Here is a 19,575-nt window from a genome sequence, read left to right as displayed (position 1 = left end):
CTATGCTGTAAGCTGCTGTCATTTTCGTTTCTTTTTCTGTCTCTTCTGTTTCAATTTTATGTCCTATCTTAACCTTACTTTGCTATAAAACCCCTCCTGGGTTTGTTTTTTAATTCACAAAAGTGTCGTCACACTTTTGTGAATTGGTATAATATCAGTAATCTCATACAGAGCAAAACTCTGTATGAGATTACCCTTAATTTTTTGATAAAAGAGAACTAAAGTTTGCTGGATCTTGATCTCGGCGATTTCTGACAGGAATTGGTGGACTTTGCCGATCGCCTACTAAAGCCGCAGTTTTTTCAAGAGCCTCTCTCAGACGCTTAGCAGCATAGATCGACATATCGCGAGGGACACTAATGCGATCGCGCAGATATCGCAAAGCAATATCAGAATCTGATGGTGGGATACATTCCTCTTCAGTCATCATATTCGTCAGAGCACAGCGCAACGCCTGATCTAACAATTCATTATTCGCAGGATTGACCTTAATAATATTAGCGCGATGCTTGATTACTCGTTGCAATGCTTCTTGCCGAGAGTTAGCTGGTTCTGGATAAGTCACATCTGGAAGCCCAAACCAAGAGCCATAATCTACTCTTTCTTTATTAATGAGCATCTGCGGTTCTCCATTCTCATAGCAGCCTCCCATCTGAGGTGGTAAGTCATGAGCATGGGTATGAAAGTCACTCTGAGTACCGCGATAGGTCGGGCGGCTTTCCATCACATCAAACCAAGCAGACATCCTCGGATTAGCTTCGCGCATGGAATAACCCTTGTAATAGTAGAGACTAGCATTCATCCGCTCTACATATGGCGTAAAAATTACATCCGCAGTACCAAAATCTTCGAGAAAATAAGGGCTAGGCGAATTGCCCAACACCTCTTCTATTTTTTGCATGACTTCAATAAATTGCTGGCGATGGCGTTGCTCTTGTGCTGCTGAACTGACAGGACGACAGAGCCATTCACACCAAGCTCTAAACAAGATTCTTTCCAGTCTTCTAATCGGGATTACTTGAGAGTCGGTCATGCCATGACGAAGAGAGCCAAAAACTTTTTCTAAGGCAATCAAGATATCATCGCTTTCAGTAATAATCTGTCCGTCTAATGCGATCGCAGGTAACATTCCTGAAGGAACTATCTGCTTATACCAACTTTCCTTTTCGCCATAGCAAAACATAGTTACTTTTTTAATGCGATAGGGAATCTGTTTTTCCTCTAGCCACAGCCAAATCTTTTGGCAGTAGGGACACCATGCATGATGGTCTCGATATAAAGTCACGCGCACATCAGACTCATCATGTCCAAACAGACGCAAATTAGCTTGTGAGTTAGTCGGACCATTGATAGTATCTATTTGGAAGTCTGTGAGAGATTCTAATTCAGTCCAGCTTAGAGGGGGAATAGTCATAGAAGCATCTGTGTTGAGGGTGAATTGATTGAGATTGAGCTTATGGCCGTTCTCTGAGAATCTGAACTCTAGATTATACCAAAACACAAAATGGCTACGCCATTTTGTGTTTTTAAAACTCTTACTGAGCTTGGTTTTTAATCTACAAAAGTGTTACCACACTTTTGTAGATTGGTATTTTAAAAAGTATCGCAAAGCGCTGCAATACTTTATACCAGTAATTATCATTATGAAAATTTCTTTCGGCATAAAGTCAGCATCCCTGACTTTATGCCGAAAGAAATAAGGTTTATGAACAATCTGCTACAATTCAATTATTAGAAAATGTGTAGACTAACTTTAGTTTTTTCAAGCTAATAGTTTTTTGTAAAACAAAGAATAATCAGATATCTATGATGATCTAAACAAATAATAATATAATGACTTAAAATACTTTTAATTACCTAATTAACTGATGTTACGTGGGATTCAGATGATGAATTTCTTGCTGAATCGCGAAGCAGGGCAACCACAGGGGGAGTTGCCCCTACCTAAACAATTCATGTTCTGTAGGGGATTTGCCTCCTGCCAGACCCAAGTTTCCCCCATCGCAGGAATTTCTTCCACGTAACACCAGTTCATTAAGTTAACCAAGTCTCATGTAGCCAAATATATATTTAGTAAAACAATCGGGGACTATTAAATTTATGATACTTGTTACAGTTGGCACTGAGCAGTATCCATTCAATTCGTTAATGGATTGGATCAGTTTGTTAATTAAAGAGGGTATCATTAACGAAGAAGTAGTCATCCAGTATGGGGCTTCAACAAGATTGCCTGACAATGTTCGGATTAGTAAAATAATTCCAGAGACACAATTTAAAGAGCTCGTTAAGCAAGCAAGTGTGGTGATTGCGCATTGTGGCGAGGGTAGTGCATTATTACTCGAAGAATTCGATAAGCCTTATATACTAGTACCCCGTACAGTCAAATTCCATGAGCATGTGGACAATCATCAATTAGAAATGGCGGATGAACTAGAAAATCAAGGTGTGTTAATTGCTAGATCCCCAGCAGATTTAGTGAAATTTTTAAAACTAATTATGATTTCCAATGGTTCTCCAAATTTTGCTGAGGATAAGCTTTTATGTGACTATTTGGGCGATCGCTATCCCAGTAAAGACAATGACAAACTCATGCTGATATGCTCATCTGGCGGACATTTTAAAGGGATGCAGGGGCTGAAGCAATATTGGCAAACCTATGCACAAAGAACATGGGTCACATTTAAAACTGGTACAACAAATACTGAACTAAGTGAGGAAAAAGCATACTGGGCGCATAGTCCCACAAATCGTAATTTGCCTAATTTGGCACGGAATTTATTATTATCAATTAGCGTATTACGAACAGAGCGCCCCGAAATTGTGCTGTCAACTGGCGCTGGAGTCGCGGTTCCATTTTTGTTAGCGGCTAAGTACTTATACAAGAGCAAAGTCATCTTTGTGGAGTCGAAGACCCGCATTCGAGATCTGAGCCTGTCCGCTCGTCTTCTACGCTCATGGAAAGCCTTGGATTTACTGATTGTGCGTTCCGAGGCGATCGCTGAACTTTATCCTGAAGCTATATATATTCCTACTGGCAATGAGCAGGAATCAGCAAAGCTTGGATTGAATGATGTCCAAATCACTAGTTTTAATGAAACCGTCTTAATTAGTACACCTCAAAACATCTTCAATCCTGAGGCAAGGAAATTGAAGGAAGATTTTCAACAATTGTGCCAAGATGATGAGAGCTTTAGCAAAATTATTATTGACATGTCAAATACCGAGTTTATGGATAGCTCAGGTATCGGCGCATTGGTGTCTTGTCTAAAAGTCCTTCGTCAGAAAGATATTCAATCAGTCAAACCAGAACCAACGGAATTAGTGCTTTGGAGTGTTAATCCACAGGTGCTATCGATTTTAAAAATGACCAAGCTAGCAAGTATTTTTAACATCGAGTCAGCAACACGTACGAACCGTTTATCGAGAAATAAAAACCCACGATCGCAAAGTCATTCAAATCGTTTTGCAGTAATTTTATATCACATCTATCAAAAGCTGATTAATGTTCCAGTATTATGTGCGATCGCCTATTTAATGTATTTTCTTTATCCTGCGATCGAGTTAGATCCTAGAGTTCCAGTTCATCCATCGGTTCGCAGTCTCCCGAAGCGCCTCATTGATATATGCGGCTCCTTAATTGGGTTAGGAATAACTGCAATTTTATCCATCCCGATTGCGATCGCTATTAAATTGGAAAGCCATGGTTCAGTGCTTTTCATGCAAAAGCGAGCGGGGCTGATGAGCAAACCTTTTGGGATCTGGAAATTTCGCTCAATGGTAAAAAATGCGGAAATGTTGAAGCAAAAAGTTACTAACCAGATTTCTGATTCAACAGATGGAAGCAGTACCAGTAATGATGGCGGCAAATTCTTTAAGAATAGTAATGATCCGAGGGTCACTAAAGTTGGACGAATTCTGCGGAAAACTAGCCTAGATGAACTTCCCCAGTTCTGGAATGTCTTGATGGGCGATATGAGCCTTGTCGGGACAAGACCACCGACCTTCGGCGAAGTTGGACTCTATGAGATAGAAAATGAATATACTGACGAAAAAATGACTGAATGGAGTCGTCTGGATGTTAAGCCTGGTCTGACTGGGGTATGGCAGGTCAATGGGCGATCGAGTGTCAAAAGCTTTGAAGAGGTAATGGAATTTGATTTATCCTATAAGCAAAACTGGAGCTTAAAATACGATCTGTGGTTAATCTTCAGAACAATCATGGTGTTACTAAATCGCAAAAATAGCGCTGTATAATTAACTATTAGGTAGAACTTCGTTACTCGTAGAATCATCTTCGATGATCTCTTCATATTCTATATCTATATCTTTTTCTTTTTCTTTTTCTATATACTTGGGCTGTGTTCCAATTCCCATCATCACTAAACCTGGCCAAAACAAATATGCCAAAATTTCTAGGTTTTCACCAAAAGTATAGAAAAACAGCACCATTACCATACATAAACTAACTTTAGCAGGTGTGCTCCTTTGAGAAAGATATAACATATGGATAAAACTACAACCCATAGGAATAGCAAGTGATATATATCCAACTATTCCTTTAACATATAGCAATCCAAACCAACTGTGGTGAGAGCCAATAGGCATGAACTCTACCATGTGAGGTCCTTTAACAACAACTCCATGCCCCCAAATGGGAGCTTCGTTTTCCCATCGATAGACTGCTATCCTTCCTAGAGCTGCACGCACACGCGAAGAATCTTTTCGGGCTGCCGAAAATTTTTCTGAAAAATCATTGATTGACTCAATTATTTGAGTAGTGGAAATGCTTATAAAAAAGCTGGCAAATCCAGATGCAATTAGAAAGGGAGGACGGCTGAGCTTTGACATATATAGACTCACCAACCAAACCGTAGGCAAACAGACTAGAGCCAGACGTGAGGCTGAAATTTGACAAATGACCACACAACCTGCAATTCCTAGCCAGCGCAATCTTAGATCTTTCTCATGAATGATCATAAAGAAGTAGATGTTCGCGACAAATCCAGCAGCAGGAGCCCAAGGGGTATATAGTCTCCATCTAGGCTTACCTTCCCCAGGATCAATTTCATAAAGCATTACCTCAAAAAAAGCATCACTAGGTCCTCCGATCGCCCTAAGAGGAGAAACATAAAGTTTTTGAGGTAAACGAAGATAGAATGCTAAAACAAATGGAATAGAAATTAGCAGACTCGTTCTACAAACTAATGCTGCCGCACGATACATTAACTTTGGTCGAATCTTAAGACATCCCACTAAAGGATAAAGGGCTAGTAAAGCCCATCCTTTTGCCCAACCAATCGTAGATTTAATGATTTCTCCTAAGCTTAGATTAAAATCCAGATGACCAATCACGAGAGCAACTTCCATCATTATCATTCCTGCAATCCACACCCAGATTGACCAAGGAATATGTATCTTTTCTTCTTCAGGAGTTTGCTCGTTTTGTTTCCATAATTTATGACAAAGATGAAAAAACAAGATCCAAGCTAAAACTGCTCCTAAGATATACAACCCTCCAATCAAGTAGAACCAATAAGTCCAAATGATTGAATACCAAATAACCTTTTCGGCAAAATTCTCAGGTTGGATATTTTCTCGTTTCACTGGGCTACTTCCACAGGTTTATTCTTTGATAAAACTATTTTGCTTTTGATCTCTTTACGCCACCACAGCATGACTAAGCCTGTTGTGACGAGAATTGAACCGACACCAGTTCCTATAAACACAACGGTTGGTTGGGGCGCAGACTTTTTTTCAGGTAGCGAAGGCTTAGAAAGAAGCTGTATTAACGGATAGGCTGTAAAAATATCTGATTTTGCTAAATTTATTTTTGCCAAAGTAGAGGCGAATACGGCTTCGGCAATTTGAACCTCACGTTGTAAGTTCTCTAAGGCGACTTGCTTTTGGACTAAAGACTGCAAGCGATCTTCTAGCTGGAAGATTTGAGCCTGTAGCGCCTCATTTTGCGCGATCGCACCTTGCTGATCAACCCGAAAACCAATCAGATCGCGAAATAAATTTTCTCTACTTGAGCCCGAATTTTCACCCAACACTATATGTTCAATATACTTTGGCGTGACTTCCTTGCGAAGAATCGCACTAGCACGCTCAATCATAGCATCTCTAGCAGATTGTTGCCTTGCCGCCTCTTTGACGACTAAAGGATGATTGATTCCCCACTTTGTCTGCATGACAGTTAATGTGGTATTTGCCTCGGTATAGTCCTTAGAATTTTGGAGGAACTGGCGATCGGCATGGAGGACAAAAGCATCAGCTACTTCTGGGACAGTCATTCCCAAGCTATCAGATAGTTCTTGAAAGCGGCTAGAAATTTGTTCTTTTTGGGCAAATATCTCGGCTTTTTGCTTGCGAAGTGTTTCAATATTTGTAGATAGCTCACCAACTTGATTTGACGAGCTTAAGCCTGAACTTGCCTTATAGTCAGAAAGTTTCTTTTGTGCGAATTGCAGTTTGTCTCTAGCATCTTTCAAGGTTACATCGTTGTTTTCTCCGCGCTTATCAATTTCCTCTGCTCTTAGAAGATTTAACCGAGATTGCAAAGCTTCTATGACGGCTGTGGCATTTTCCCTAGCCTGTTCAGGTGTCCTTGCCCCGATTTCCATCTCCATGATCGAAGTGTTATCGACTAACTTGACTTTGGGCTTCCCAAATTTGCTGAGTGGAATTTTCTGACTTTCGGCAGCAATTTCTAAAAGACTCTCATCTGTCAGAATAAATTGATAGTTAGCTCTTGGATCCATACTTGACCCCCCAAATGGAGAACTACTAGAAGCAGAAGTCTGTCCAATATCTGCCAAACTAACATTCACGCCCAGCCCATTCCCAGGCATAATCATCGCCCACTTGCTGACATAAACTGGTGGCGTTACTTTTAGATAGAATAGCGCCATTCCCCATAGTCCTACATTAGCAACAAGCCCCAAGGCAATATATCGGGAGTATCTAAGGAAATTATTCTTACCCAATATAGAAAGTCGTTTCAATGAGGAAGTAGAAATATCGGTCATTTTTTGTTTCCTCCAAAGATGCCGAAGAGCAGATTTAAAGGATTCAGAACATCGGAGATAGTAGAAAACACATCTCTCACATCTGTAGTTGTGGAGTCATAGCAGGCAACTGTATCTTCAGGCATCAAAAAAGGGTTGTCATTATCATTCTTGGAATCTCTCATAATCTGCTCTATAGAACGATCCCACGAACTAGTCTCGCCTGTAATGCGATCAACCCGCACAAGTAAAGCGTGTCGGTCATGGGCAGTAACTACACCTCCAGCACAGTTAGCGGACACAACTGCCTGAGAAAATCTCGCCCCATAAGGAAAGGAAGAACCATCGGATTTAATTGCCGAACTAGAATTACTAGTAGCTGAATTAGTTAGATTTGAGAGAAATACTCGAATACCGGGAGGTGTGATTTGGGAAGGTCGCACGAATTGATTTTGAGGTTGAGGCAATCTAGACACGATAATGCGATCGCCTGCTACTAGAGGAACATCTTCCACAGGATCACCTGTAAAAATGCCTGTGAAGTCAATCTTTTGTTCTTTACCATTACGAATCAAAAGAATTTCTTTAATATTAGCATTGGGCATAACTCCACCCGCGCCACGCAGAGCTGCTGTTAGGTATCGTTCAGGAGGATAGTCTCCCGAAGACACACTTTGCTGTTGCGATCGATCTTCTGCCGATCGCGAATTGACGATTATTCTTCCTGGTTGAAATGTTTCCCCCGAAACCGTTACTTGAATAGCCGACCATTGCAAGATGCTGACATTGACTTGCAAAAATTTTGGTTGAAAATATTTCTGAGCAATTAAAGCGTCATAAATCTTTTGCTTTACCGCATTAATTTCTAGCCCCTGCACTGAAATTGGATCGAGATATGGAACCTGAATTTTGCCATCTAGATTGACTTCAAACACCCCACTAAATAGTTCTCCCTCAGGAATTAAAACCCTTAAGCGATCGCCCTGCGACAGTGGAATGGCATTTACCCCATTTACAAAGGCAAATGACGCAGTGATCGATATAAGGGCTAAAGGAATTACTTTAAGTATGTATTTAGCAAGTAGCCTCATGCGAAAATTTCCCTCATTGTCACATCTAATTATATAGCAGTAAAAGTGAGTGGGACAGATCGCGATCTTTCAAGAAAGTGATATTCGATCAAAATAAAAGGGCTCATATTGCTCTTATTGCAATGTAAGTTTTGCTTAGGATATAAAACCCAAAAGAGTAATGGCGACACTTTGCGTAGCCATTACTCTTTTGATTTTTGATTTTTTCTAACTAACTCAATCATTACTATAGAATTAGGCAAATTAAGTAGATAATAAAAAGGGGATCTTTTTTGATAACAAGTAAGGTTGTGCGCTACAAAAAATTTTTTAAACTTTATGAAACCTAAAATTCTACATTTACTAAGCGATCGCAATGTAGGTGGGGTAACTGCTTGTACTAATAGCTTGATGCGATCGCGTCTGGCTGAGAAATATGACTTTCTGCTGCTCACGCCTGACGAAGCTTTAGCACAAATATCTACCTTAAAGCCAGATTTAATCATCGTTCACGATGCATCATCATGGAGCATTTTGCCTCTCTTACGGCGCTTGAGATCGCATGGCAAAGTCCTTATTCATGATCATCATTATTCAAAATCTTTTGAAGCAATTAATGTACCTATTAAATGGCGATTTCGACTTGTTTTAAAATTAGCACATGCGATCGCAAATTATGTAGTGGCAGTTTCCCACGCCCAAGGTAAATGGATGCTAAGTAACAAACTGGTCAATCCTCAAAAATTGTCAGTAATTCAGCAATGTCGTGTACTAGAAGACTTCTTGGCTTTACCTGTTAAGCCTTTGGGGGAAAAGTTGATCTTTGGAGTCTATGGTCGATTTTCTAATCAAAAAGGAATCGAGTTGTTACTCGAAGCAATGCAAGGGCTACCCGACTTAGATATAGACCTGTTGATTGGCGGCTATGGTGAAAAGGAAGAACTATTGCGACAAATGGCGAATGGCGATCGCCGTATTCAATTTGTAGGAAAGTTGACAAATGTCCCCAAATTTCTAGAAACCTGCGATGTTTCTGTCATTCCTTCTCGGTGGGAACCTTGGGGCAATGTCTGTGTTGAGTCTAAAGCTGCTGCTAAACCTGTAATTGTGACGAATGTTGATGGACTGACCGAACAGGTAATTGACTGTGGATTAATTGCTGAACCAACTGCCGAGTCGTTGAAACAGGCGATCGTGCAAGTTGTGAATATTCATAAAACTTCGCCGCAAACGCTCCTTGATTGGGGTAATAATGGTAGAGAATCGGTGCGCGGCGCATGGGAGAGATATCTAATAGAATGGGATAAGCTATCTGAACAGCTAATTAGGAAATCATAGAATCTGAACTTTACACTTGATCTTGATCTTGTATATTTATGAAACCTAGCATTTTACATATTCTGATCGATCGCAATGTGGGCGGTGTGACGGCTTCAGTGAATAGTTTACTGAGATCTCCACTCAGCGAAAAGTTTGATTTTTTTCTGCAAACGCTTCAGGAAGTTTTTTCCCAAGGATCTAAATTAAAGCCAGATTTAATCGTTGTCCATGATGCTTGTTCTTGGAAGTTTATTTTTACTTTATTGCGGCTGCGATCGCGAAGTAAGTTAATTATTCAAGAGCATCATTATTCAGAAGCTTTTGAAGCGATAAACGTCCCTTCTAAATGGAGATTTCGGCTGATGCTGAAACTCGCCTATAGCATTGCCCATCGAGTGATCGCCATTTCCTATGCCCAAATGAATTGGATGCTAGAAAATAAACTGGTCAAACATCGAAAATTGACCATAATTCAACAATGTCGCGTTCTAGATGATTTCTTGACTGTACCTGCCAAACCTTTGGGAGAAAGATTAGTTCTCGGCGTTTATGGTCGATTTTCTGAGCAAAAAGGAATCGAGCTTTTGCTAAAAGCGTTGCAAGAACTGCCAGATTTGGATGTAGAACTACTGATTGGTGGCTATGGTGAGAAGGAGGAGTTACTCAGACAAATTGCTGAGGGCGATCGCCGTATTCAATTTATGGGGCAGTTAAACAATGTTCCACAGTTTTTAGAAATTTGCGATGTTATCGTTATTCCCTCACGATGGGAGCCTTGGGGCAACGTCTGCCTAGAAGCAAAAGCGGCAGGGAAGCCTGTAATTGTGACAAGCGTAGATGGACTAGTCGAACAGGTCGATCGCTGTGGCTTGGTTGTGGGAGCAAATGTAGAGGCTCTCAAAGAGGCGATCGCTAAAGTTGTACATATCTACAAAACTTCACCGCAAACTCTGAGTAATTGGGGAGATAATGGCAGAGAGTCTGTGCGTGGTGCATGGGAAAGATACCTATCTGAATGGGAGGCTCTGTTTTGGCAGTCCAGCAAATCATCAAAGTAATTAAAGAAAAATTAGCCGATCGCTTTCTCCGCAATCTCGGTTGGCTAGGCTTGTCGCAGCTATTCATTCGCGTTTCTCGACTAGCTGCGACGGTCGTTTTAGCAAGGTTATTGACCAAAGAAGACTATGGTCTGGCGGCATTGGTACTGACTACCAATGAATTTGTGAATGTATTTACCCAAAATGGGATCTGGGCAAAACTCATACAAGCCGATGCTGATGACTTACCGAAACTTTGCCAAACTTCCTATTGGCTAAACTGGATTGTCTGTGGATTAGTGTTTTTAGGGCAATGTATTGCGGCTTTCCCAGTCAGTTGGTTTTATAACGATCCCCGCATTATCCTACCTATTTGCGTAATGGCTACGGTCTATCTCATCATTCCGATCGCTTTGGTGCAAGCTTCCCTTTCAAATCGCGAGAATCGTCTTCATGTTTCAGCGATCGCAAATGGCATTCAAGTTTCTGTTGATAATATCCTCACGATTATCCTTGCTTTCTTTGGCTTTGGGATGTGGGCGATCGTGCTGCCAAAGGTCTTAGTGGCTCCTGTCTGGGTGATTGTCCATTATCGCAGTAATCCTTGGCGACCAACCAGCGAATTTACTCTCAATGGATGGCAAGAAATTGTACGGTTTGGTCGCAGCGTTTTGGGGGTAAAAATCATGCATACTTTAACAAATAACCTCGACTATGTGATCGCAGGTAGATTTCTAGGCGTGGAAGCGTTAGGTTTATATTATTTTGCTTTCAATGCTGGTCTTGGAATTAGTATGAGTGCGATCAATGCCCTTGATACGGCATTGTTCCCCCACCTCTGTGATGCTCGTAGTCAGCCAAGAGAATTTAAAGAAAGATACTTCCAAACGTTTAAGAGAGTTGCTTGGATTATCTTGCCTTTAGTAATTTTGCAGTCTGGACTCGCTCCATTTTATGTACCAATTATCTTTGGGCAAAAATGGATACCTGCAATCCCTCTATTAATTCTAATTTGCCTGTCAGCAATCCCGCGACCTTTTGCGAATGTTGCTTCTAATGGACTTTGGGCGATCGATAAACCTGATTGGGATTTCGCTTGGAATATTCTATTTACAGGTGCTTTTGCGATCGCGCTACTAGTTGGGGTTAATTGGGGCGTGTTAGGTGTAGCTGTAGCAGTTTTCTTGACCCATAGTATTGCTTCCCCTGCTTATACGGTTTGGGTGTCTTCCTATATTTCTAAGGTGATGGATAAGGAGATAATTGCAATTGAAGCAAAAGAAGGCATCTAAAAGCTTATATATCTTAATGTTTTCTTCTCTAAAAGTTGACAGCCTAAATAAACAGCTTATAGTGGTGTTATAAGGAAATTCTCCATTTAATATCTAGTTGTATAAAAATATATTTCACCCATGAAAAATGTTTTAGAACTAAACCATACAGAAGCAAAAACATATTTTATAAAAGCAGAGAGTTACTTTACCTTTGACCTTCCTCGCTACTACATATTTGACAAACTAATTCATACATTATCTGAAAAAATTGAAGGTAAGTTACTATCCGATTTCTATGGAAGTTATCATGATATGGAAAAAGGAAAACCAAAAGCAACTTTCCCTAGTGACTATGAAAATGTAAACTATAGATTTCTTAACAATAAAGATGGTCGATATTCTTGGCGACCTCTTCAGCTAATGCATCCTGCTATATATGTATCTCTTGTACACAAAATAACAGAAGAGAACAACTGGAACTTAATTGTTCAAAGATTCAGTGAATTTCGTGCCAATAAAAATATAAATTGTTATAGTATACCTCTTAAGTCAGAGAGTGAAAGTTCTGACAAAGCAGAGACAGTAACTAATTGGTGGGAAGCTATTGAACAAAGGTCTATTGAGCTAGCTTTGAAATTTGATTATATTTTACACACTGATATATCAGACTGTTATGGCTCAATTTATACTCATTCTGTTCCTTGGGCGCTACATACTAAAGAATTAGCAAAGGCTGAGAAGCATAACAAGCATCTTATTGGAAATATTATTGATACACATCTTCAAAATATGTCATTTGGGCAAACAAATGGCATTCCACAAGGTAGTGTTTTAATGGATTTTATAGCGGAGATGGTTTTAGGTTTTGTAGATCTTGAATTATCAAAAAGAGTTATAAATAAAGACCTGAAAGATTTTGAAGTAATTCGGTATCGAGATGATTATCGTGTTTTTACAAATAGTCCACAAGATGCAGAGTTTATTGTAAAACATATTACAGAAATTCTTATGGATCTAGGAATGTGTTTAAACCCTCATAAAACTAGAGCTTCAAGTAATGTTATAGAGGAATCTATTAAACCTGACAAATTATTTTGGATTCTCAATAAAAGAGGAAATAAAAATATACAAGAACATCTTTTTCTAATTCATAGTTTAGCTAAGAAATACCCAAACTCTGGCAGCCTTGTTAAAGCAATGAATAAGTTTTTAATGCGAATAAAATCCATGAATAAGACCAGCCAGAATATCAATGTTCTCATTAGTATAGTTGTTGATATTGCTTATAGAAATCCAAGAATATATCCAATGTCAACTGCAATACTTAGTGAGTTATTTTTATTCCTTGAAGAAAGTGAAAAGGAAGAAACAATTAATCTCATTATCAATAAATTTGACAAAATACCTAATACAGGTCATTTGCAGGTCTGGCTACAAAGAGCAATATTGAAGCATCAGAGAGAAAGGTATTTTGAAGAAAAACTCTGCCAAAAGTTGAATGAGCCGAATACATTAATATGGAATTCGGAATGGTTAAGCGAGGAAATGAAAAATCTTATCAATTATTATCCATTGATAGATGAAGAGATATTAAATAATATGGACGAAACCCTATCCTTAGATGAGGTTCAACTATTTGGCTCAAAAAGCAATTATATCAATTAATAGACTGAAGAAATATGCAAATCAATGAGTACTGAAGTTGATTTGACTGTACTCAATCAATACTTAATTTGTATTTTGGTGTTAATTTACAATGCTCTCGTAAGCATCGCTAATCATTTTTGCGTGTGCTGCCCAAGAATATTTAGCAGCATGAGCTAAGCGATCGCTGATTGTTTAGTACCAACGCGATCATTGGGATTTGTTTAGGTTTAATGAGAGGCGATCGCGGTTAGATACTGAAGATTTAGGCGATCACTGTACAATATTAGCAATATCCTAGTTCTAACGGAAACATTTATCAATCTTTTCACCAGCAATCAGGCAATCAGTATAAATTAAAAATCTGGAGAATAAAAAATGATCGAACTAACTCTTGAGCAAAGGCAAGATGTCATCAAACAGGTCGAAACTCCTCCTCGTGCCATTGATCCAGATACAGCCATAACCTATGTACTTATTCGCGAAGAAGTATATGCAAAAATAAAAGCACTGTTAATTGAAGAACAAAACAATCAATTCTTGCAAGATATGTATCTTCCTGTCATGGAAACCTTCGGGAAAGAAGGCTGGGACGATCCAGCGATGGATATATACAACGATCTCGATCCCCGCAGACAATCATGAATATTCAGCGCGGAGATATTGTGCTAGTTGATTATCCTTACACTTCGAGTAGTGAAACTAAAGTTCGTCCAGTCCTTGTAATCCAGAACGATCGCGACAATCAACGTCTCAAAAACACAATCGTAGTCCAAATCACAAGCCAAACCCAACGCTCTTTAGAACCAACGCAATTATTAATCAAGATGACAACCCATGAAGGACAACAATCTGGATTGAGGCAAGATTCTGTTATTAACTGCGTCAATCTACTTACACTCAGTAAAGATAAAATACTTAGGAAATTGGGGCAGCTACCGAATTCCTCACTCCAAAAAGTCAACGACTGTTTAAAGACAGCACTGGAGTTAACCTAGAGTCAAATGTCATTTATCAAACGAAGTAAAAAATGAATGTATCCATCTCCATAGATTTCTCTCAACTTAAAACAGCGATCGCACAATGCAATCTAGAAGAAAAACTGGAATTATTGCATTTACTAGAAAAAGACACTTTTTCGGTGCGATTCAAAAAACTTCTGCATTCAGTGCAAACTGACGAGCTAAATTTAGAAGATATTACTCAAGAAGTTGAAGCTGTAAGACAGGCAAATCATCAAAAATCCCAAAACCTACCTTCACAAGAAACTTCACAGGAACTCGAACCTGCGGCAGAAAGTTTTCGGCGTGGTTGGGATGACGTAATGAATGGCAGAACTAAACCGATCGCAGAACTTTGGGATGGGATCGAAGTAAAAATATAAGTTACAGAGACTACACCAAATTTGACTCAAGAAGCGATCGCTGAAAACTTAATTTCAACATTCTGATTAAGAGATTAAAGATGCTATTTCCAAAGCTTAGCTGACATTTAATTAATTGCCTCTCAATTAGATAGAACTTATAACTTTAAGAGTTGCTCATACGCACCACTAATTGTTTTTGCATGTGCTGCCCAAGGCACTGGTTGCTAAAGAAGTGATAAATGGTTGTAAAGCTTATCCAGCAAGGATTTATGGCGACTGACTACAAAACCATGAAAAGAAAGGAAGAAATACTTTGAGCGGCTCATCCCTCTTTAACAGTCCAGTGACTAGGAGATAAAACCCCAAAGAGTAATGGCGGCGCTTTGCGCCGCCATTACTCTTCTAGCTCAATTATTGCTGTACTAACCAAATCCAAATATATTTTTAAATATATTTTTCTATCTCACTAATACCAAAACTCATCCTTTCAAAAAGTAAGATTGCATTTTCAGGAAGTTGCCCTTGCTTGCTGCTTTCTTCGATTACAGATGCTAATTTTGCTATACCATTAATACCGATCGCAGCGCTTGAACCTTTTACAAAATGTGCCTCCTGCTCAATCTTAATATATTGGTTTTGAGCGATCGCAACTTTTAGGGCATTCATATGTTCGGGCAGAGAGCTAAGATATGCCAGCAAAAGTTGTTTTTTAAACTCGGCATTACCGTTAGACATTTCTTCTAGATATGCCCAATCAACCTCTAATGCATCTGCGTCTATGCTATTAGATTGTTCTACTTCGTCAGGAGATGAGGGAGCGATCGCTTTAAAATTTTTCACAACAAGTTCGGTTGTTTCTAGATCACTCATTTGGGTGATGCTCTTGCTACATCGGGACAGGATATCTGCAAGGTCATCAATACGAACAGGCTTACTTAGGTAGTCATCCATCCCCGCAGCTAAGCAGCGATCTCGGTCTTCCTGCATTGCATTAGCGGTAAGAGCAATGATAATAACTTTAGAGTCTAGACAACCATTTTCTTCTGATTCTAACTTCCTAATTTGGCGACTAGTAGTATAACCATCCAAAATCGGCATTTGACAGTCCATCAAAATAACATCGTAATGAATTTGAGAAAATAGTTCTAATACTTCCTGTCCATTCGCAGCGACATCGGCCTGATATCCTAAATTTTGAAGTTGATTGAGCGCGACTTTCTGATTAACTAAACTATCTTCTGCAAGTAAAATCTTGAGGTTGTAAGGTGGAATGTGAGGCAGTATACATACAGGGCCAACAGGTAAATCATTAGCAGATTTTTGGGTAACTCCAGAGATGATCTCAATTAAACAATTTAAGAGACGCATCTTGCGGACTGGTTTGCGAAGATACTGATTAAAGCCGATCTCAATCATGCGTTTAGCATCTCCACCTTGATCGAGAGATGTCAGCATAACCAAGTGGATGTCTTTCAGCTTTGCTGAGCTTTTAATCTGCATCCCCAACTGCTCACCATCAAATTCAGGCATTTGCATATCAAGGATCGCGATCCGATATGGATCGTTTTCAGCGATCGCCCTCTCTAAATATGACAAAGTCAAATTGGAATGTTGGAGGGTATCAACACGCATTCCACAACTATCAAGTTGATGGTAAAGAATATTGCAATTAGTAAGACTGTCATCAACGACAAGTAATCTTATCCCTACTAAGATTTCAGCACAAATATTGTTGCGAAGGCATTCACTCTGTTTCTGGAATGGCGTTGTAAACCAAAATGTCGATCCTTTATTCTCTTCACTTTCCACATGGATTTCACCTCCCATTAACTCTACAATTTGCTTACAGATAGCCAAGCCCAATCCAGTGCCACCATATTGACGAGTCGTTGAAGCGTCAACTTGAGTAAAGGGTTGGAATAGCTTCGCTTGAGATGCTATGGGGATTCCGATACCAGTATCAATGATCTCAAATTTCAAAACCACCTCACTGTCAGTTTCAGACTGAATTGCAACTTCAATCGTGACTTCACCTTTGGATGTAAACTTGATGGAGTTGTTAGTCAAATTCAATAAGACTTGACGCAAACGACTAACATCACCGCGCAAACATTTTGGCACATCGGGATGAATAAATGATGCTAAATCTATGCCTTTGAAATGCGCTGATGGAGCAAGTATTTCCGTGATTTCTTCAATGCTAATATCTAAATCAAAGTTAAGATTCTCTAATTGCATTTCACCAGCTTCTAATTTAGAGAAATCAAGAATTTCGTTAATCAGATTTAATAAGTGATCTCCACTGGAACGGATGGTGTCGGCAAAGTCTCTCTGCCTAGCATCAAGGTTAGTATCTAGTAGTAGTCCTGTCATACCAATAACAGCATTCATAGGAGTCCGAATCTCGTGACTCATCGTGGCTAAGAAAGAACTTTTGGCTACAGTTGCTTGTTCCGCCTCTCTACGAGCAACTTCCAACTCAACATTTTGTTGTTGTAAAAGCTTAAGTTGTTCCTTCTCTTGGTCAAGCAATCGAGACTGGGCGATCGCAATCCCAATTTGATCGGCAAGCTGACTCATAAGACTGATCTCAAAAGATTCCCAATGCCTTGGTGCAGAACATTGATGGGCGATCAGTAATCCCCACAAATGGGCATTTTTCATAATCGGAACAACTAGATTTGCTTGCACTTGAAAACTAATCAAAAGCTCTTTGTGGCATTCACTGAGATTAGATTCAGCAACATTGTCGATCGCTAACTTTCGACCTTCTTGATATGTCTTCCAATACCCTGATTGAAAGCAAGTATCATGAATATCAGTATGCAGAGAAGATCTCCATTTGGGATTGATCGATTCTACTTCTACGGTCCCTGACCAATTATCATGAAATTGGTAAATGATAACTCGATCAGCTCTAATAAATTTGCGAATTTCACTGACAGATGTATTCAGAATTTCCTGAAGATTTAGGGATTGACGGATACGTAGAGCAATATCAGAAAGCAATAGCGATCGCCAATTCTGTTTGTGCAAATCTCTTTCAATTTTGCGCTTTTCCATAAATTGACCGATCTGACTACTGATCGCTGTTAAGACGTTAAGTAGTTCTAGATTACAATCCTGATATTCGCAGCTAAACATCGTAATTACAGCTAAAACCGTCTCATTCTCTCCGCATACAGGAAAACTTAGTGCATAGTTTATACCTGTTTTTTTTACAGCTTCTGATTTGTAAAAATTAGGATATTGGTCTATCTCCACACACTTAGCCTTTCCTTCTGCCCAAACCGAACCAATTAAACCAGATCCATATTCAACTGACATCAGTTGATGGGTCTGAATTAGCTCTATTGATTCAATTTCAGGTTTGGAATAACTTGTCATCAGGCTTAGAGCGCGAGGATAGTTACTGGTGAGCCATAGTTCAGCAATGTCCCACGACAACAGTTCGCATAACGTCCGTAAGATTCGTATTGCTGCGTTACTAAAGCTAGATGATTCGGCAAGGATTCCAGCGATTTGATTTTGGGCTGTTACCAATTTTTCGGTCTGTTGGCGGCGCAAGCGATCGCGCTCAGATTCTTTTTGAGCAGTAATATCTTTGGCAACACAGAGCAATCCTGTAACTTCTTTTTGCTGATTGTCTTGTTTCTGATTATAAATTGCAGTAATTGTCAACAAAACAGGAATGCGATCGCCATTCTTACAAATGTAAGTCCATTCTTTCTCAAATACTTCCCCAAATTTCGCTTTAGTCGTAAATACTTCGATCCCAATTTCAACAGGTTGATTTAATTCTACGGATAATTGATGAGATGTCTCAATGATTTCATTGATGTCATGGAAAATTTCAAGACTTTTACCAGTTATTTCTGCTGCTTTATAACCCAGTAGCGATTCTGCCCCTGAATTGAAGGATTGAATACTACCTTGTAAGTCTGTGGCAATAACTGCAAAATTAACACTATCTAAAATTGCTTGTTGCAGCATTGAGACTTTATGTGAAGACTCAAGCACCGATACAAGGAGCTTTGATGCTTCGTTGTTGCGCCGTAACTCTAACTGGCTAATAACTAGACGACCGAGAGCTTCGAGTTGTTGAATCTGTTGAGGTGTTAAGTCGTGTGGCTGGCGATCTATGACACATAAAGTTCCTAGATTGAAATTATCCGAAGTCTTTAAAGGTACGCCTGCATAAAAACGAATATTTGGCTCATTGACCACCAGTGGGTTGTCAGCAAAGCGAGGATCTTGAATTGCGTCTGGAACATTTAAGAATGCATCATTGGCAACTGCATGACCACAAAAGGAAATATCGCGAGGGGTCTCTAATGCGTCAATGCCAACACGCGACTTAAACCACTGCCGATCGCGATCAATTAAAGATATCAAAGCGATCGGCGTGCCACAGATACTTGCCGCTAGTTGGGTCAAGTCATCATATTCCTGCTCTGGTAATGTATCAAGAATGTTGTAGCGCTCAAGAGCAGCTTGACGATCACCCTCGTTCAGTGGCATTTGTGGCTTCTGCATGAAATTAAACCGAATAGACCAAATGAATAACGCGCCAAATGCATTACGACGAGATCTTAAGTTTAGCAGAAAAAAGAAGTAAACCTCAGAAGTAATGAGAATACAGCGATTCTCATTATGTAAGCAATTTGGGGTTTTTCAGCACCTGAGGCTCTAAAAAAACAAAATTGATTTTTATCAAAATCAGTCGTTTGCGGACTTTTATCAAAGTAGAATCTCTCCTATAACTCTCCTAATAAGTAGATGAGTAGAGGTACATAATTAATTACACATCCAAACCTGTAAAGTTGCGCCCCGCAGGGGCGTAACTTTACAGGTTTG

The 19,575-nt window shown here is 39.5% G+C and carries 13 protein-coding genes; 8 read left to right on the top strand and 5 right to left on the bottom strand.

Annotated features, from left to right (window positions below):
• Positions 1–196: 196 nt before the first annotated feature.
• Complete coding sequence (locus CQ839_RS22970; RefSeq protein ID WP_103670631.1) at positions 197–1,414, bottom strand: glutathione S-transferase family protein; 1,218 nt, start codon at positions 1,412–1,414, stop codon at positions 197–199.
• Positions 1,415–2,100: 686 nt separating this feature from the next.
• Between CQ839_RS22970 and CQ839_RS25835 the strand changes: the two genes are divergently transcribed.
• A complete protein-coding gene (locus CQ839_RS25835) occupies positions 2,101–4,254 on the top strand; it encodes a sugar transferase (protein ID WP_103670627.1) in 2,154 nt (717 codons plus the stop codon).
• On the opposite strand, the gene CQ839_RS22960 is transcribed toward CQ839_RS25835, so the two are convergent.
• Genes CQ839_RS22960 through CQ839_RS22950 form a run of 3 tightly spaced genes read right to left on the bottom strand, consistent with a single transcriptional unit; the run spans position 4,255 to position 8,098 of the window.
• Positions 4,255–5,604 (bottom strand): O-antigen ligase domain-containing protein, encoded by a 1,350-nt coding sequence (locus CQ839_RS22960; protein WP_258040849.1) that lies wholly within the window; start codon positions 5,602–5,604, stop codon positions 4,255–4,257.
• A complete protein-coding gene (locus tag CQ839_RS22955) occupies positions 5,601–7,028 on the bottom strand; it encodes a hypothetical protein (protein WP_146048794.1) in 1,428 nt (475 codons plus the stop codon). Before CQ839_RS22955 ends, CQ839_RS22960 begins: the two co-directional genes overlap by 4 nt.
• Positions 7,025–8,098, bottom strand: coding sequence for a polysaccharide biosynthesis/export family protein (locus CQ839_RS22950; protein WP_103670625.1), 1,074 nt, complete (start codon positions 8,096–8,098; stop codon positions 7,025–7,027). The genes CQ839_RS22955 and CQ839_RS22950 overlap by 4 nt, the downstream gene beginning before the upstream one ends.
• A gap of 318 nt (positions 8,099–8,416) precedes the next feature.
• Here CQ839_RS22950 and CQ839_RS22945 point away from each other — a divergent pair, with 318 nt between their 5' ends.
• The 7 genes from CQ839_RS22945 to vap15 all read left to right on the top strand — a co-directional run bounded on the left by CQ839_RS22945 (position 8,417) and on the right by vap15 (position 14,736).
• The gene (locus CQ839_RS22945; protein WP_103670624.1) at positions 8,417–9,415 is read left to right on the top strand and encodes a glycosyltransferase family 4 protein; all 999 of its coding nucleotides are present in this window, start codon (positions 8,417–8,419) and stop codon (positions 9,413–9,415) included.
• Positions 9,416–9,453: 38 nt separating this feature from the next.
• Positions 9,454–10,455, top strand: a complete 1,002-nt coding sequence (locus tag CQ839_RS22940) for a glycosyltransferase family 4 protein (RefSeq protein WP_103670623.1) — start codon at positions 9,454–9,456, stop codon at positions 10,453–10,455.
• Positions 10,413–11,726, top strand: coding sequence for a lipopolysaccharide biosynthesis protein (locus tag CQ839_RS22935; protein ID WP_258040848.1), 1,314 nt, complete (start codon positions 10,413–10,415; stop codon positions 11,724–11,726). The genes CQ839_RS22940 and CQ839_RS22935 overlap by 43 nt, the downstream gene beginning before the upstream one ends.
• Positions 11,727–11,846: 120 nt before the next feature.
• A complete protein-coding gene (locus tag CQ839_RS22930; protein ID WP_181016310.1) occupies positions 11,847–13,373 on the top strand; it encodes an RNA-directed DNA polymerase in 1,527 nt (508 codons plus the stop codon).
• A 357-nt stretch (positions 13,374–13,730) separates the two neighbouring features.
• Positions 13,731–13,997: a hypothetical protein gene (locus tag CQ839_RS22925; RefSeq protein ID WP_103670621.1), complete on the top strand. Its 267-nt coding sequence runs from the start codon at positions 13,731–13,733 to the stop codon at positions 13,995–13,997.
• Positions 13,994–14,350, top strand: a complete 357-nt coding sequence (locus CQ839_RS22920; protein ID WP_103670620.1) for a type II toxin-antitoxin system PemK/MazF family toxin — start codon at positions 13,994–13,996, stop codon at positions 14,348–14,350. The genes CQ839_RS22925 and CQ839_RS22920 overlap by 4 nt, the downstream gene beginning before the upstream one ends.
• A gap of 32 nt (positions 14,351–14,382) precedes the next feature.
• Positions 14,383–14,736, top strand: coding sequence for a type II toxin-antitoxin system VapB15 family antitoxin (gene vap15, locus CQ839_RS22915; protein WP_103670619.1), 354 nt, complete (start codon positions 14,383–14,385; stop codon positions 14,734–14,736).
• Positions 14,737–15,162: 426 nt separating this feature from the next.
• On the opposite strand, the gene CQ839_RS22910 is transcribed toward vap15, so the two are convergent.
• The gene (locus tag CQ839_RS22910; RefSeq protein ID WP_258040847.1) at positions 15,163–19,239 is read right to left on the bottom strand and encodes a GAF domain-containing protein; all 4,077 of its coding nucleotides are present in this window, start codon (positions 19,237–19,239) and stop codon (positions 15,163–15,165) included.
• Between the last annotated feature and the right edge of the window lie 336 nt (positions 19,240–19,575).

It is taken from the genome of Pseudanabaena sp. BC1403, assembly GCF_002914585.1.
Taxonomy (GTDB): Bacteria; Cyanobacteriota; Cyanobacteriia; order Pseudanabaenales; family Pseudanabaenaceae; genus Pseudanabaena.
Note: the sequence above shows the minus strand (reverse complement) of the source record. Positions and strands in the feature narration are given on the sequence as shown.